The organism is Streptomyces misionensis (genome assembly GCF_007896895.1).
In the GTDB taxonomy this organism is placed as follows: domain Bacteria; phylum Actinomycetota; class Actinomycetes; order Streptomycetales; family Streptomycetaceae; genus Streptomyces; species Streptomyces misionensis_A.
This window is the reverse complement of sequence record NZ_VOGW01000182.1, coordinates 1-14749: the sequence shown is the minus strand read 5'-3', so window position 1 is coordinate 14749 and position 14749 is coordinate 1. Positions and strand designations below refer to the sequence as shown.

The 14749-nt window shown below is 71.4% G+C and carries 15 protein-coding genes and 1 pseudogene; 9 read left to right on the top strand and 7 right to left on the bottom strand.

Annotation, left to right across the window (positions count from 1 at the left end):
- Window positions 1-910, bottom strand: a 910-nt coding sequence (locus tag FRZ03_RS30820; RefSeq protein ID WP_146468392.1) for a DEAD/DEAH box helicase, incomplete at its 3' end; no start/stop codon positions are given.
- 52 nt (window positions 911-962) lie between these two features.
- Entirely contained in the window at window positions 963-1808 is an 846-nt protein-coding gene (locus FRZ03_RS30815; protein WP_186785715.1) for a class I SAM-dependent methyltransferase, read from the bottom strand.
- A 363-nt stretch (window positions 1809-2171) separates the two neighbouring features.
- Between FRZ03_RS30815 and rpsA the strand changes: the two genes are divergently transcribed.
- Window positions 2172-3665, top strand: coding sequence for a 30S ribosomal protein S1 (gene rpsA, locus FRZ03_RS30810; RefSeq protein ID WP_146468374.1), 1494 nt, complete (start codon window positions 2172-2174; stop codon window positions 3663-3665).
- A 138-nt stretch (window positions 3666-3803) separates the two neighbouring features.
- On the opposite strand, the gene FRZ03_RS30805 is transcribed toward rpsA, so the two are convergent.
- Entirely contained in the window at window positions 3804-4766 is a 963-nt protein-coding gene (locus FRZ03_RS30805; RefSeq protein WP_146468373.1) for a right-handed parallel beta-helix repeat-containing protein, read from the bottom strand.
- Window positions 4767-5091: 325 nt separating this feature from the next.
- Here FRZ03_RS30805 and FRZ03_RS30800 point away from each other — a divergent pair, with 325 nt between their 5' ends.
- Window positions 5092-6030: a proteasome assembly chaperone family protein gene (locus FRZ03_RS30800; protein WP_070028509.1), complete on the top strand. Its 939-nt coding sequence runs from the start codon at window positions 5092-5094 to the stop codon at window positions 6028-6030.
- 408 nt (window positions 6031-6438) lie between these two features.
- Here the strand turns inward: FRZ03_RS30800 and FRZ03_RS30795 are convergent, their stop codons facing one another.
- Together FRZ03_RS30795 and FRZ03_RS30790 are read right to left on the bottom strand one after the other, a co-directional pair.
- Entirely contained in the window at window positions 6439-7089 is a 651-nt protein-coding gene (locus FRZ03_RS30795) for a response regulator (protein ID WP_146468372.1), read from the bottom strand.
- Complete coding sequence (locus FRZ03_RS30790) at window positions 7086-8249, bottom strand: sensor histidine kinase (protein ID WP_146468371.1); 1164 nt, start codon at window positions 8247-8249, stop codon at window positions 7086-7088. Before FRZ03_RS30790 ends, FRZ03_RS30795 begins: the two co-directional genes overlap by 4 nt.
- A 132-nt stretch (window positions 8250-8381) precedes the next feature.
- On the opposite strand from FRZ03_RS30790, the gene FRZ03_RS30785 reads away from it, so the two are divergent.
- The 3 genes and pseudogenes from FRZ03_RS30785 to FRZ03_RS30775 all read left to right on the top strand — a co-directional run.
- On the top strand, window positions 8382-9104 hold the full coding sequence (locus tag FRZ03_RS30785) for a class I SAM-dependent methyltransferase (RefSeq protein ID WP_146468370.1): 723 nt from the start codon (window positions 8382-8384) through the stop codon (window positions 9102-9104).
- Between the two features lie 17 nt (window positions 9105-9121).
- Window positions 9122-9742, top strand: a complete 621-nt coding sequence (locus FRZ03_RS30780) for a DedA family protein (protein WP_146468369.1) — start codon at window positions 9122-9124, stop codon at window positions 9740-9742.
- A 291-nt stretch (window positions 9743-10033) separates the two neighbouring features.
- Window positions 10034-10406, top strand: a pseudogene (locus FRZ03_RS30775) (IS5/IS1182 family transposase); the annotation flags it as partial.
- Window positions 10407-10459: 53 nt separating this feature from the next.
- On the opposite strand, the gene FRZ03_RS30770 reads toward FRZ03_RS30775, so the two are convergent.
- Window positions 10460-10903 (bottom strand): winged helix-turn-helix transcriptional regulator, encoded by a 444-nt coding sequence (locus tag FRZ03_RS30770; RefSeq protein ID WP_146468368.1) that lies wholly within the window; start codon window positions 10901-10903, stop codon window positions 10460-10462.
- Between the two features lie 130 nt (window positions 10904-11033).
- Between FRZ03_RS30770 and FRZ03_RS30765 the strand changes: the two genes are divergently transcribed.
- The 3 genes from FRZ03_RS30765 to FRZ03_RS30755 all read left to right on the top strand — a co-directional run bounded on the left by FRZ03_RS30765 (window position 11034) and on the right by FRZ03_RS30755 (window position 13220).
- A complete protein-coding gene (locus FRZ03_RS30765; RefSeq protein ID WP_146468367.1) occupies window positions 11034-11906 on the top strand; it encodes an aldo/keto reductase family oxidoreductase in 873 nt (290 codons plus the stop codon).
- Between the two features lie 257 nt (window positions 11907-12163).
- Window positions 12164-12790: a dephospho-CoA kinase gene (gene coaE, locus FRZ03_RS30760; RefSeq protein ID WP_146468366.1), complete on the top strand. Its 627-nt coding sequence runs from the start codon at window positions 12164-12166 to the stop codon at window positions 12788-12790.
- A 49-nt stretch (window positions 12791-12839) separates the two neighbouring features.
- Complete coding sequence (locus FRZ03_RS30755) at window positions 12840-13220, top strand: tetratricopeptide repeat protein (RefSeq protein WP_146468365.1); 381 nt, start codon at window positions 12840-12842, stop codon at window positions 13218-13220.
- Between the two features lie 41 nt (window positions 13221-13261).
- Here the strand turns inward: FRZ03_RS30755 and FRZ03_RS30750 are convergent, their stop codons facing one another.
- Complete coding sequence (locus tag FRZ03_RS30750) at window positions 13262-13585, bottom strand: DUF6343 family protein (RefSeq protein WP_146468364.1); 324 nt, start codon at window positions 13583-13585, stop codon at window positions 13262-13264.
- 299 nt (window positions 13586-13884) lie between these two features.
- Between FRZ03_RS30750 and FRZ03_RS30745 the strand changes: the two genes are divergently transcribed.
- Entirely contained in the window at window positions 13885-14568 is a 684-nt protein-coding gene (locus tag FRZ03_RS30745) for a class I SAM-dependent methyltransferase (RefSeq protein WP_146468390.1), read from the top strand.
- Window positions 14569-14749 lie beyond the last annotated feature (181 nt).

The window sequence follows — 14749 nt, the reverse complement described above, 5'->3', positions numbered from 1 at the left end:
AGTCCACCACCACCCGCACCCCGGGCACCGTCAGCGAGGACTCCGCGACCGACGTCGCCAGCACCACGCGGCGCCGCACCCCGGGCGCCAGCACCGCCTCCTGCACGGCCGCCGGCGCCCGCCCGTGCACCTGGAGGACATCGACCGCGTCCAGGTCCCCCAGCTGCCCGGCCACCCGCGCGATCTCGCCGACCCCCGGCAGGAAACACAGCACGTCGCCGTCCCGCTCGGCCAGCGCCCGCCGCACCACCGACGCCACGTGCGCCAGCAGCGCGGGGTCCACCCGCATCCCGTGCGGCGGCCGCACCGGGCGCGCGGGCGGCGCCCACACCACCTCCACCGGATGGCTCACGCCCGTCGCCTCGACCACCGGCGCCCCGCCCAGCAGCCGCGCCCACCCCTCGGCGTCCGTGGTCGCCGACGCAGCCACCAGCCGCAGCTCCGGCCGCAGGGTCTGCCGCACGTCCCACAGGAAGGCCGCCGCCGTGTCGGCGTCCAAGTGCCGCTCATGGCACTCGTCGAGCACGACGACGTCGGCCCCGGCCAGCTCCTGATCGCGTTGCAGCCGCTGCAACAGCACGCCGGTGGTCACGACCTCCACCCGGGTGCGGCGGCCCACGGCCCGCTCGCCGCGCACCGTGAAGCCCACGCTCTCGCCGGGCCGCTCGCCCAGCAGCCACGCCATCCGCCGGGCCGCCGCGCGCGCCGCGATCCGCCGCGGCTCGGCCACCACGACCCGCCGCGCGGGACCGCCCCCGACCAGCCCCGCCAGCACCAGCGGCACCAGCGTGGTCTTGCCGGTGCCGGGCGGCGCCACCAGGACGGCGGTGCCGCCGGCCGCGAGCGCGTCGGTCAGGGCGGGCAGGGCGGAGCGCACGGGCAGCGCGTCCAGGGCGTCGTCACGGATCACGCCCCCCAGTGTCGTACGACGGCCGAAGGGGCCCGCACGCCCGGTGGACGGCTCAGTCCCGCTCGCACACGAAGATGGCCGTGCCCGGGATCAGGCCGCCCCGCAGCGGGGACCAGCCGCCCCACTCGGAGGTGTTCCAGGCCGGCCACTCCGGCTCGACCAGGTCCACCAGGCGCAGCCCCGAGGCCACGATGTCCCGCACCCGGTCGCCGAGCGTCCTGTGGTGCTCCACGTAGACCGCCCGCCCCTCCTCGTCCTGCTCGACATAGGGCGTGCGGTCGAAGTAGGAGGCGGACACCGACAGGCCCTCGGGACCCGGCTCGTCCGGGAACGCCCAGCGGATCGGATGGGTCACCGAGAAGACGAACCGCCCGCCCGGCCGCAGCACCCGCCGCACCTCGCGCAGCACCAGGCGTGGATCGGCGACGAACGGCAGCGCGCCGTACGCCGAGCACGCCAGGTCGAAGGAGCCGTCCGCGAAGGGCAGCGCGCCCGCGTCCGCGCACACCAGAGGGAACGATCCGCCGATGCGCAGCGCGTGCTGGAGCTGGCGGTGCGAGAGGTCCAGGGCCACCGGGCGGGCCCCCTGGGCGGCCAGCCAGCGCGCGCACTGGGCCGCGCCGGCGCCGATCTCCAGGACGTCCTTGCCCTTCAGGTCCTCCGGCGGGCCCAGCAGCTCGGCCTCGACCTCGTCCAGCCCCTCCGGGCCCCACACGAACCGGTCGTCGCCGAGGAACGTGCCGTGTTCGACCTGGTACTCGTCCGCGTTGCGGTCCCACCAGCCCCGGTTGGCCCGGCTGCTCTCCGCGACGTCGGCGTCACGGCGGGTGGCTTCGGGCTCGAACCCCTCGGGCTCGGGCCGTTCCGGCTCTTGGATGATCGGCTCCCTCGTCGTAATCTTCCGTCCGGCCCACCGGACGGCGGTATGCCGGAGAAGGGGTCGCACGGCCCTCTCGCGCGGCCCTGCGGGACATTCTTGCGCCGGATATACGGCAATCCGTCCCGGGTGTCCGCCTTCGCGCATTGACCCTGTCCGGCTGCCCCCGTATGCTACAAGTTGCGCTGCGGGCCTGCGCTCCTCAGACGTAGCAGGCTGCGCTCGCATCTGTATGTATGTCCCCTCGGTTGTCGAGGCGCCACCGGGCACCCGGTGTCCTTTTGGGTGGCGCTTCCTTGGCTGTCCGGCTTCTGCAGAGCGAAACGGGCTCCCGGCGTAAGCAGTACCTACGACTTCAATGTCCGTACCGGAGCCCTTTCCCACATGACGAGCAGCACCGAGACCACCGCCACCACCCCGCAGGTAGCGGTCAACGACATCGGTAACGAGGAAGCCTTCCTCGCAGCGATCGACGAGACGATCAAGTACTTCAACGACGGCGACATCGTCGACGGCGTCATCGTGAAGGTCGACCGGGACGAGGTCCTGCTCGACATCGGTTACAAGACCGAAGGTGTCATCCCGAGCCGCGAGCTCTCGATCAAGCACGACGTCGACCCGAACGAGGTCGTCGCCGTCGGCGACGAGATCGAGGCCCTGGTCCTCCAGAAGGAGGACAAGGAAGGCCGCCTGATCCTCTCGAAGAAGCGCGCCCAGTACGAGCGTGCCTGGGGCACCATCGAGAAGATCAAGGAAGAGGACGGCATCGTCACCGGTACCGTCATCGAGGTCGTCAAGGGTGGTCTCATCCTCGACATCGGCCTCCGTGGCTTCCTCCCGGCCTCCCTGGTCGAGATGCGCCGCGTCCGCGATCTCCAGCCGTACGTCGGCAAGGAGCTCGAGGCCAAGATCATCGAGCTGGACAAGAACCGCAACAACGTGGTCCTGTCCCGCCGTGCCTGGCTGGAGCAGACCCAGTCCGAGGTCCGCCAGACGTTCCTCACGACCCTCCAGAAGGGTCAGGTCCGCTCCGGCGTGGTCTCCTCGATCGTCAACTTCGGTGCCTTCGTGGACCTGGGTGGCGTCGACGGTCTGGTCCACGTCTCCGAGCTGTCCTGGAAGCACATCGACCACCCGTCCGAGGTCGTCGAGGTCGGCCAGGAGGTCACCGTCGAGGTCCTCGACGTCGACATGGACCGCGAGCGCGTCTCCCTGTCGCTGAAGGCGACCCAGGAAGACCCGTGGCAGCAGTTCGCCCGCACCCACCAGATCGGCCAGGTCGTGCCCGGCAAGGTCACGAAGCTGGTTCCGTTCGGTGCGTTCGTCCGCGTGGACGAGGGCATCGAGGGTCTGGTCCACATCTCCGAGCTGGCCGAGCGCCACGTGGAGATCCCGGAGCAGGTCGTCCAGGTCAACGACGAGATCTTCGTCAAGGTCATCGACATCGACCTCGAGCGTCGTCGCATCAGCCTCTCGCTGAAGCAGGCCAACGAGTCCTTCGGCGCCGACCCGTCGGCCGTCGAGTTCGACCCGACCCTGTACGGCATGGCCGCGTCCTACGACGACCAGGGCAACTACATCTACCCCGAGGGCTTCGACCCCGAGACCAACGACTGGCTCGAGGGCTACGAGAAGCAGCGCGAGGAGTGGGAGCGCCAGTACGCCGAGGCGCAGTCCCGCTTCGAGCAGCACCAGCAGCAGGTCATCAAGTCCCGCGAGGCCGACGCCGCTGCCGCGGCCGAGGGCGGCGAGGCTGCGGCTCCGGCCGCGACCGGCGGCGGCTCGTACTCCTCCGAGGGCGCGGACAACTCCGGCGCGCTGGCCTCGGACGAGGCGCTGGCCGCGCTCCGCGAGAAGCTCGCGGGCGGCCAGAGCTGAACGCAGGCCGCTGAGGCTTAACAGTTAGCTGCTGAGGGGCCCCACCTTTCGAGGTGGGGCCCCTCAGGGTTTTCCCGGGGCGGTTCCGTCGAGGGGCTGCGGGTTCGACGGGCCCGGTTGCGCGGTTCCCCGCGCCCCTCAACCGGTCACCTGGATGTTGGTCAGGCCCTTGCCGCCGGTCACCGTGTTGGTGCTGTAGACCGTCGTCGTACAGCCGGCGCCGTTGTTGGCGACGTCGATGGCCAGCTGGGTGGGGCCCGTGGCGCCCGTCAGGGTCGACGTGTTGCCCTTGAAGACCGTGCCGCAGCCCCAGCCGGGCTGCTGGGTGTGGGTCTGGTAGCCGTCGTTGCTGGTGCGGGTGCCGGTGTTGTCCTCGACCAGGACGTCGTTGCCCTTCACGTCGACCCATGAGTCGTCGTAGTTGGCGCCGGTCAGGCCGCTGCCGTCGAAGGTGTTCCCGATGATCCGGGTGCCGGTCGTGCCCTCCTTGACGTCGACGTTCTCGCCGCCCACGTCCGGGCCGATGGTGTTGTCCAGGATCTGGACGCGGTCGCTCCTGTCGGACAGGGTGTTGGCGGTGCCGACGTACACGCCCTCGCCCATGCCATTGCCGTCGTTGCCGGTGTCGTAGATCCGCGAGTTCCTGATCACGCCGTCCGCGCTGGAGTTGCGGAAGTGCACGCCCTCCATGGCCAGGCCGTGCACCGTGACGCCGTCCACGGTCACGCCCTGGGAAGCGTCGATCATGATCCCCTTCTGGCCGCCGGTCACCGTCAGCCCGCTGACCGTCCAGTAGGAGGCGCCGTTCAGATGGAGCCCGTAGCCGCCGCCGGCGGTGAGCACGGCCCTGGCGGAGCCGGTGAGAGTGATGCGGGCGGACGCGGTGGCCGGCGCGGTCGCCTGGAAGTTCCCGCTGTAGGTGCCGTCGGCGAGATGGATCGTGTCGCCGGGTTTCGCGTTCGCGAGGGCGGTCTTCAGCTGGGCCGCGGTCGTCACCTCGACGGTGGAGGCGGCGGCGGCCGGACCCGGCGCGGCGAGGAGCAGACCACCGGTGACGGCGGTCGCGGCGAGCAGGACGGTGAGCGGCGTGCGTGGACGCATGGGGGTGCTGCCTTCCTGGCGTGCGGGCGCTTGGGGTGCTGCGTTCCTGGCGTGCGGGCGCTTGGGGTGCTGCGTTCCTGGCGTGCGGGCGCTTGGGATGCTGCGTTCCTGTCGTGCGGGCGCTTGGGGTCCCTGCTTCGGGGCGGCACGAATCTCGTACATGAACCACGGCCGTCATGCTGAACAACGGTCTCCGGGGAAGGTACGGACCAAGTGACGGAGCGTCAAGGTGTCCGGAGGGAGATCGCCGATCTACGGCGTGTCGCGGGAATGCCCCCGTCGCGGGGCACGTTGTAGATGGGGAACAGGAGGAGGAGCGGTCACAGTGCTTGATCCGCAGGGTTTGTACGCATGGGAGCCGAAGGGCCTCGCCGTGGTCGACATGGCGCTCGCCCAGGAATCGGCCGGCCTTGTCATGCTCTACCACTTCGACGGATACATCGACGCGGGCGAGACCGGTGACCAGATCGTCGACCGGCTGCTCGACTCGCTGCCCCACCAGGTCGTGGCGCGCTTCGACCACGACCGCCTCGTGGACTACCGGGCCCGCCGGCCCCTGCTCACCTTCAAGCGCGACCGCTGGACCGACTACGAGACCCCGGCCATAGAGGTCCACATCGTCCAGGACGCCACCGGCGCCCCCTTCCTGCTGCTGTCCGGCCCCGAGCCGGACGTGGAGTGGGAGCGTTTCTCGACGGCCGTACGCCAGATCGCCGACCGGCTCGGCGTCCGGCTGGCCGTGAACTTCAGCGGCCTGCCCATGGGCGTCCCGCACACCCGCCCCGTGGGCCTGACGCCGCACGGCAACCGCGCGGACCTCGTCCCCGGCCACCGCAGCCCCTTCGAGGAGGCCCAGGTGCCCGGCAGCGTGGAGCAGCTGGTCGAGTACCGCCTCATGCAGGCGGGACACGACGTGCTGGGCGTCGCCGCGCACGTGCCGCACTACGTCGCCCGCTCCCCGTACCCGGACGCCGCGCTGACCGTCCTGGAGGCGATCACCGCGGCCACCGGGCTGGTCCTGCCCGGCATCGCGCACTCTCTGCGCACCGAGGCCCGCCGCACCCAGACCGAGATCGACCGGCAGATCCAGGAGGGCGACGAGGAACTGACCTCGCTCGTCCAGGGCCTTGAACACCAGTACGACGCGGCGGCCGGCGCCGAGACCCGGGGCAACATGCTCGCCGAGCCGGTGGAGATCCCCTCCGCGGACGAGATCGGGCGCGAGTTCGAGCGCTTCCTGGCGGAGCGGGAGGGCGAGGCCTGACCACCGGGCCGGCCCTGCCGCTGTCGGTGGCAGGGCCTGGGGTCTTTCGTCCGGTTCACAAGCCGGATCGGGGGCCGGGGTCCGGTGCGTGCAGATGCGAGGCGGAGGAGGGGACCGACGCGACGGGGATGCCCCCGCGCGAGCGAAGCCGAGCGTGGGGGAGTCCGGCGAGTGACGACAACGCCGCGGATGCGCGTGCCGGGTCCCGCGAGCCCGGCCGGATCGAACGAGGCCCCAAGAAGCCGCGCAGACAGGCATCGAGGGCTGGGCGAACAAGTGGGCGAAGGAGGAAGGTTCCGGGACCTTCGCGGTTCTGGTCGTCGTCACCATGTGCTTCGGCGACCGCGAGACCGTCGCCGCCTTTGATGAGGTCCTCGTCCCGACGTCCTTCAGAACCTGCCCGTCTGATCAGGTGGGCAGTCCCGCGTCGCGGGCCAGGAGGGCGGCCTGGACGCGGTTGGTGACGCCCAGGGCAGTGAGGATACGGCTGACGTGGGCTTTGACGGTGCTTTCCCGCATCGCGAGGCGGGCGGCAATGTCAGCGTTGGTCTCGCCATGGGCAAGCAGGGCCAGAACGTCCAGCTCCCGGGGGGTGAGCCGCTCAAGCCGGGCCCGCGCGGCGGTGGCCTTCGGCTGGTTGCCGGTGTGGTAGCGGTCGATGAGTCGGCGGGCCGCGGCGGGGTGGAGCATGGCGGAGCCGGCTGCCACCAGGTGGACGGCGCGCAGGATCTCGGCGGGATCGGTGTCCTTGAGCAGAAAGCCGTCGGCTCCGGCGGCAAGGGCGTCGTATACGTACTGGTCGAGGTCGAAGGTGGTCAAAGTGATGACCTTCGGCGGGTGAGGCAGCGCCCTCAGCCGGGCGGTGGCGGTGATGCCGTCCATGCGGGGCATGCGCACGTCGACCAGGGCGACATCGACGCGGTGGGCGCTGGCCCGTTCGATCGCCTGGAGGCCGTCGGCGGCCTGGGCGACGAGGTCGATCTCCGGGTCGCTGTCGAGGAGGTCGGCCAGTCCGAGGCGGACCAGGGCGTCGTCGTCGACGATCATTGCGCGGATCATGCGGGAGTGCCGTTCTCTTCCGTGCCGGCCGGGTGGGGGATGCGCGCGGCCAGGCGCCAGGAGCCCGCGCCGGCCGGTCCCACGGTCAGATGGCCGCCGAGGGCGCTGACGCGTTCGCGCAGGCCGACGAGTCCGTAACCGGAACCGACGGCGGCCGCCGGCCCGGGGGGACCGGGGGGATTGGTGACCTCCACCAGCGTGACCGGCGGCCGGTAGTCGATCCTCATGGTCACCAGGGCGCCGTCGGCGTGCTTGCGGGCGTTGGTCAGGGCTTCCTGCACGATGCGGTACACGGCCAGGCGGTGGGTGGTGGGCGCGTCCTCCGGCCGGCCGTGGACCGTCATGGCAATGGGCTGGGAGGCGGCGCGGGCGTCGTCCACCAGTTGCCGGACGTCGCCGGGAACCGGCGCGGGCACCACGCCGGCACCGTTTGGTGCAGCTCCGGGAGTACGCAGCACACCGAGCACGTCCCGCAGGTCGGCGAGGGCTTCCGTGGAGGCGTCCCGCAGTAGAGCCAGTCGTTCGGCGATCGGTCCGGGAAGGGGGTCGCTGCGGGTGGCCAGCACGCCCGTGTGCAGGGCGATCAGGCTGAGCCGGTGGGCGAGGACGTCGTGCATCTCCGCCGCGATCCGGGACCGCTCCGCGATGCGCGCGGCCTCCTCGCGCAGCTGCGCCTCGACGCGCAGGTGCTCCACATCGGCGGCCAGCGCCCGCACCAGACGCCGGCGGTTGCCGATCCACAGGCCGACGACATACGCGAAGGCCCATAGGAACAGCGCGGTGACGTACGCCTGCTGGTGCCACAGCCGGGTCGGCGGATAGCCGACGAGGTTGGCGCCCAGCGCGGCGGCGGCGCACAGGACCGCCGCCCGCGTCCGGCGGGCCGCGGCCAGGTCATACATGACAAACGCCAGCAGCAACGTGCCGACCCACCCCCACCACGCGGTGACGGCGGCGACCACGATGGGCGCGACGGGCCCGCGCAGCCGCGGCACGAGCAGCGCCACCGCGCACGCCACGGCCGAGGCACTGATGGCAACCACATACCGGCCGTCGCCGACCCGCTGCGCGGCGCTCACCGCCGCGACGGTGGCGAAGAACGTCACGGCCGCGCCGCGCCCGACGGCCACCACCCACGCCTGAACCCTGCTGCTGTTCACCGTCACGATCCTAGGCAGACAGCCGCCTGGCGCCCCCCGACGACCGGCGACGCCCACCCCCTACTTTCGTCGGGGAAAGCCGTCGAAGAACGGCGGATCCGCTGCCGGGCGGCGATTTCTAGCGTCATATGCATGGATGACTGGACCACCTCCCACCGACGTGTCCTGGCGCAGCGCGAAGCCGACGGCTGGCTGTTTCTGATCGAAGCAGCCCGTGATCTGCGCACCACCGGCGCGATCGCCCCCAGCGGCAAAGCCCTCGCCCACGCCCTGACCGAGCCCGTCCGCAGCCGCTCGCCCCGCCCGCTGGCCGTCCTGGAAGCAGGCGCCGGCACCGGTGCCGTCACCCGGCATCTGATCCCTAGCCTTCCCCGCGGCAGCCGCCTCGACATCGTCGAGGCCAATCCCCGCTTCGCCGACCAACTGCGCATCCTCGCCGCCACCCACCCCCGCACGACGTCCCGGTCCGCGGACATCACCGTCCACCAGGGCCTCGTCGAGGACCTCGACACCGACCGGCGGTACGACGTGATCGTTTCCGGCTTGCCGCTGACCAATTTCGCCCCCCGCACCGTGGAACGGATCATGGGCCGCTACCTGGAGCTGCTCCACCCCGGCGGAACCCTCACCTACTTCGCCTACCTCGGCACCCGACGCGCCCGCACCCTGCTCGCCTCACAGTCCGAAGCACGCCGGCACGCCGCCGTGGACCACGACATGACCGCCTACCAGCGCCGCTACGCCACCGCCCGCTGGAGCGTGTGGGCCAACCTGCCACCCGCCCACGTCTGGCACCTGCAACGCCCCCCGCTGCCTTCCCAACCCTCCGCCGACGGTCAGCACAGCGCCGCCTGAACCAGGTGAGTCTGTCGATGCACGTCCTGACCGACCTCCTCGCCCACCTTCCCCCGCCGGCCGCCTACGGGGTGCTTGCCCTGGCCGTGCTGGCCGAGTCGATCCTCCTGGTCGGCGCCTTCGTCCCGACCCTCACCCTGCTGCTGACCGCCGGCGCGCTGGCCCGCGCCGGCCACGTCAGCCTCCCTCTCCTCATCGCCACCGCGGCCGGCGCCGTCGTCGCCGGAGACCTCCTCGCCCACCGCACCGGCCGCCTTCTCGGTCAGCGGCTCCGCACCGGCCGCGCGGCCCGCCGCATCCCCGCCCCCCTCTGGCACCGCGCTGAGGCCCTCACCGCCCGCCACGGCGGCCGAGCCATCCTGCTGGCCCGCTTCATTCCCGTCGTACGCACCCTCGCCCCCCACTTCGCAGGCGCCACCAGCCTGTCCTACCGCTGCATCGCCCCCTACAGCGCCACCGCCGCCTGCCTGTGGGCCACCGCCGAAGCCGGCGCCGGCTACGGTGCCGCCGCGTCCCTCCAGCGAATCATCACCCTCGGCGGGCCCGCCCTTGCCGTCGCCGGCGTGATCACGGCCGGGGGAGCGGCCTTGTGGATGAAGAAGCGCCGACGCTTCCCGCGACCGCAAGACGTCAGCTGAGAGTCAGCCCCGCCCGGTGCGGACGTGACTGACCGACAGCCGGTACATCCCACGCCACACAGATCACGGGGCCGTACCATCTCGGCACATCCGTCCGAGGCTTCCGGTACAGCGCCGCACTCGTCGCGCCCTGATCTTCCGCGCCGTCAGGCTCACGGAGCGGCCGGAACCGGTACTCCGCGCGCCACCCCCGCCGCGTCCACGCCATGAGTACACGCGCGACGGGCCGGGGCAGGGCGGACTGATCTTGAGCGGCACCGTCTCGTCCAGCACGTCTTCAGGACCTTCGACAGAGCCCCCGGCGGCGGCGAAGCGGCCGGACGCTCACCCGTCGACCGGGGTCAACAAGGTATGAAACGGTCGGGCATGACCGACGGCTACGGCATCCCGCTCGGTCGCGTCCTGGCAGGCGCCAACCGTCACGACTCGCCACGTCTGGCACCACTCTGGACCTCTTGAACGGACTTGGTCCACTTCCTGACCAGATAACCGTCCACCTCGACGCCGGCTACGACTCGGCCACGTCCCGCTCCGTACCCAACGAGCGGAATCTGCAAGGTCAGCCTTCTTCGACCTCACCGACACGATCATCACCGTTCGTAGCCTGCTCCGCCGAGCCTGGACCACCCGCCGCTGGGACGACCGCCCCAAGCGACGCCCATGAGTGTCCAAGCCAGTGCCCGAAACGGGCACCAGGCCACGTCTTGCCCTTGTGGTTCAGGCGACGCGGGTGTCGTAGGTCTCGCGGTTGGCAAGCACATCGTCCATGTGCACCTCGGCCCAGGCCTTGAGGTCGCGCATCATCTCGTACAGCGACAGGCCGAGATCGGTCAGCTCGTAGGAGACCGTTACCGGCACGGTCGGCGTCACGGTGCGGGACACCAGGCCGTCGCGCTCCAGGGAGCGCAGCGTCTGGGTGAGCATCTTCTGGCTGACGCCGGCCAGCAGACGCTGCAGCTCCGAGTAGCGCATCACCCGGGGCTCGCCACCGCAGTCGGCGCCGGGCTGATGCGCGCTGTCGCTGCCGAGCGCGGCCAGGATCAGCGTGACCCACTTGTCGGAGATCCGGTCCAGCAGCTTGCGACTGGGACATTGCGCCACGAAGGCGTCGTACTCCGCCTTGGCCTGTGCCCTCTGCTGGGCTGCCGTCAACGTTGCCATGGACCGTTCCTCTCACCCTCGGGTGCCTTATGCACTTCAAAGTGCCTACTTCCTGAAATGAAGCTACGCACTAATAGTGGTGCAAGGAGCCGTCAGGCACCAGCCTCTGGCTCGACATGAAAGGCACACCATGAGCACCCCCTCCGCGTCGCTTCCCGGCGGCAACTGGACCCTGGGCGACCTGTCCGTCACCCGGTTCGGCTATGGCGCCATGCAGCTCGCAGGCCCATGGGTCATGGGCCCACCGGCCGACCGCGACGGAGCACTCGCCGTTCTCCGCGAGGCCGTCGACCTCGGCATCACCCACATCGACACCGCCGACGCCTACGGGCCGCACATCACCAACCAGCTGATCCGCGAAGCGCTGCACCCGTACTCCGACTCGCTGCACATCGTGACCAAGGTCGGCGCGACCCGGGACGAGGAGGGAGGCTGGCCCCCGGCACGCACGCCGGAAGACCTGCGCCGGGCCGTCCAGGAGAACCTGGAGAACCTCGGTCTCGAGACGCTGGATGTGGTCAACCTCCGGCTCGGCGATGCCCAGGGACCCCAGCCCGGCCCGCTCGCCGAGGCGTTCGAAACACTCGTCGAACTCCAGCGGCAGGGCCTGATCCGGCACCTCGGCGTGAGCAACGCGACGGCGGAACAGGTCGCCGAGGCACAGGCGATTGCGCCGATCGTGTGTGTGCAGAACATGTACAACCTCGCCCACCGCCAGGACGACGAGCTGATCGACGAGCTCGCCGAGCAGGGCATCGCCTACGTGCCCTTCTTCCCGCTCGGCGGTTTCAACCCGCTGCAGTCCTCGGCCCTCACGGCCGTGGCCACCCGGCTGGACGCGACGCCGATGTCGGTCGCCCTGGCCTGGCTGCTGCAGCGGTCGCCGAACATCCTGCTGATCCCCGGCACCTCGTCGGTGGCACACCTGCACGAGAACGTCGCGGGCGCGGGACTCCAGCTCTCCGACGACGATCTCGCCGAGCTGGACAAGATCGGCCGCTAACCCCACGGCACCGTGACGAAACGCCTCGCCCCCCGAAGGCCGCGACGGTGTTCCCAGCGCGTGGGCTGGATCGACAAAGGGGCGCTTGGGCAGCAGCGCCGCGGATTGGTCTGACAGGAGGGCGGGCGGTCAGCGGACGGGCACGAGTCTCCCCAGTGGCCACAGAGCGTTGCAACTTCATGATCACTGACACCCGCGCCCGCCTTGCTGTCGAGGCCCCCACCCCACCTATCTGCGCGGCCTCTAAGCTTCCGCTCATGTTGAAAGTTGGTCTGACCGGTGGCATCGGCGCCGGCAAGAGTGAGGTGTCGCGGCTGCTCGTGGAGCACGGAGCCGTGCTGATCGACGCGGACCGCATCGCCCGCGAGGTCGTCGCGCCCGGCACCCCCGGCCTCCAGGCCGTGGTCGAGGCCTTCGGCGCGGACATCCTCGCCCCGGACGGAAGCCTGGACCGGCCCCGGCTCGGCTCGATCGTCTTCGCCGACCCGGAGAAGCTCGCCGTCCTCAACTCGATCGTGCACCCCCTGGTCGGCGCCCGCTCCCGTGAGCTGGAGGAGACCGCGGCCCCGGACGCCGTGGTGATCCACGACGTGCCCCTGCTCACCGAGAACGGCCTGGCGCCGTTCTACGACCTGGTGATCGTTGTGGACGCGCGCCCCGAGACCCAACTCGACCGCCTGACACGGCTGCGGGGGATGACCGAGGAGGACGCCCGCGCCCGGATGGCCGCGCAGGCCACCCGCGAGCAGCGGCGCGCGATCGCCGACATCCTGATCGACAACGACGTGCCGTTGGACGCGCTGCGCGAGCGCGTCGAGGCGGTCTGGGACGACCTGGTGCGCCGCGCCCGTGGCACCTCCGCCGCGGACCGGGCCACGGAATAGCGGTCCGCGCGGGGGCGTTGAACTCCCGGAACAAGGGAAGGACTGTGCCGTGCCCGAGACCAGCGGTTCCCCCGGACCCACTCCGGAGACCCATGTCATCGACTTCCGCGCCGCCGAGCACCTGCTCAACGCGCGGGATCCCCGGGGCGCGGTGAAGTTGCTCGACGGGGTCATCGCCGCGCACCCCGAGAACACCGCGGCCCGCCTGCTGCGCGCGCGTGCCTTCTTCGCCGCCGCGCAACTGCGGCCCGCCGAGCTGGAGTTCACCATCGTGCTGGAGCGGGAGCCGGACAACGCGTTCGCGCACTTCGCCCTCGCTCGCACCTATGAGCGCCAGGGCCGCCCCGACCAGGCCAAACGCCACTTCCGGCTGGCGGCGGCGCTCGATCCCAACCCGGAGTACCTGAAGGCGGCCCGCTTCGACGGCTGACGGGCCGGGACCCGTCAGGGGCGCCCGTGCCGGTCCTCCTGTCAGGGGTGCCCGTGCCCGTGCCGGTGCGGATACCAGTGGCGCGGCGGCGTCCCGGGGTACGGCTGCCCGCCGCGCGGCGGCTGGTACGGCGGGACATCGCGGCCCGGCTGGTAGTGCGGGCCCTGCCGGATGTGCCGGACGATCACCGCCATGTCGACGACGATCACCAGCAGCAGCACTCCGCAGGCCGCCGCCCAGCCGGGGAGTCCGACCAGCGCGAACAGCGCCGTGCCGAAGACCGCCCAGACCAGTCCCCACACGCTCAGCCACAGCCGCGCCCGCAGGGCACTGCGCGCGGTCGCCGGTTCACTGCCCGTACGCATGGGATCACCACTCCTCCTTGCAACGTACTCTTCGGTGGCGACGCGCACCAACGGCGACGAACGGCGCCGCGCAGCAACGGCGACGCGCCGCGCAGCAACGGTGTCCAACGGCGTCCGCCGGTCGTCCGCCGGTCGTCCGCCGGGCGGGTGTCGCGGGCACCGGGCGTGCGCCGAGGGCGGACGGGCACCGGGGGCGGCGCGGAGTTCCCGCTCGGCGGCACATCGCTCGAACGAGTGAACTGCTGTCGAACGGGAACGGGAGGGCGAGGGAGGGCCGTTCTCCGGGCATGACGGTCGACATGCGTGAGGGATACGAGGGCACGGGAAGCGGCGCGATCACTCCGGACGGCTGCGCGGTGGAGGTCTACACGCGGCTGCCGGCGGGGCCGGAGCCGGACATCATCGCCGCGGCGGTACCGGCCGGGGCGCACATCCTGGAACTGGGCAGCGGGGCGGGCCGGGTGACCCACCCGCTGCTGGAGCGGGGCTTCACGGTCACCGCGGTGGACGAGTCCGCGGACATGCTGGCCCGGATCCACGGGGCGCGCACGATATGCGGCCCCATCGAGGAACTGGACCTGGGAGACGAGAAGTTCGACGTGGTGATGCTCGCGTCCTTCCTTGTCCACGCCGGTGACGAAGAGGTGCGCCGGGGTCTGCTGCGCACCTGCGCCCGCTATGTGGCCGAGGGAGGCTGCGTCCTCATCCAGCGCGAGGGCGAGGACTACCACACCAATGTGCCCAGGGAGCGGGTCGACCCCAGCGGCTTCAGAGTCCGGATCGCCTCGGTGCGGCCCGTGGGGGACGGCGTCGACTCGGTCCACGTCGAGTACACGTTCCCGGACGGCACCTGGACCCAGACGTTCCTCGCCCGGCCCCTGACCAAGGAACAGTTCGAAGCGGCGCTGGCGGAGGCGGGACTGGAGGTGGACGAGTACCTGACCCCGGACGGGACGTGGGTGCGAGCCGTGGCGGTGGCGTAGGCGGACGGTGAGGGCCGACCGGCCCAGGGGAGGGCCGCCCGCCCCTGGGCCGGTCGCCCCGCACCGTCCGCCGACGCCACCGCCACGCCGCGCACCCAGGTCCCGTCCGGGGGCAGGTGCTCGTCCACGGCCACCCCCGCCCCCGCCAGCCCCCCCCTCAGCTGGTCCCGTGTTCACGCCG

What these genes read in the sequence shown, in the direction of transcription:
- rpsA (WP_146468374.1), top strand. Translation starts at nt 2,172, where the DNA reads ATGACGAGCAGCACCGAGACCACCGCCACCACCCCGCAGGTAGCGGTC.
- FRZ03_RS30805 (WP_146468373.1), bottom strand. Translation starts at nt 4,766, where the DNA reads ATGCGTCCACGCACGCCGCTCACCGTCCTGCTCGCCGCGACCGCCGTC.
- FRZ03_RS30795 (WP_146468372.1), bottom strand. Translation starts at nt 7,089, where the DNA reads ATGATCCGCGCAATGATCGTCGACGACGACGCCCTGGTCCGCCTCGGA.
- FRZ03_RS30785 (WP_146468370.1), top strand. Translation starts at nt 8,382, where the DNA reads ATGGATGACTGGACCACCTCCCACCGACGTGTCCTGGCGCAGCGCGAA.
- FRZ03_RS30780 (WP_146468369.1), top strand. Translation starts at nt 9,122, where the DNA reads ATGCACGTCCTGACCGACCTCCTCGCCCACCTTCCCCCGCCGGCCGCC.
- FRZ03_RS30770 (WP_146468368.1), bottom strand. Translation starts at nt 10,903, where the DNA reads ATGGCAACGTTGACGGCAGCCCAGCAGAGGGCACAGGCCAAGGCGGAG.
- FRZ03_RS30765 (WP_146468367.1), top strand. Translation starts at nt 11,034, where the DNA reads ATGAGCACCCCCTCCGCGTCGCTTCCCGGCGGCAACTGGACCCTGGGC.
- coaE (WP_146468366.1), top strand. Translation starts at nt 12,164, where the DNA reads ATGTTGAAAGTTGGTCTGACCGGTGGCATCGGCGCCGGCAAGAGTGAG.
- FRZ03_RS30750 (WP_146468364.1), bottom strand. Translation starts at nt 13,585, where the DNA reads ATGCGTACGGGCAGTGAACCGGCGACCGCGCGCAGTGCCCTGCGGGCG.
- FRZ03_RS30745 (WP_146468390.1), top strand. Translation starts at nt 13,885, where the DNA reads ATGCGTGAGGGATACGAGGGCACGGGAAGCGGCGCGATCACTCCGGAC.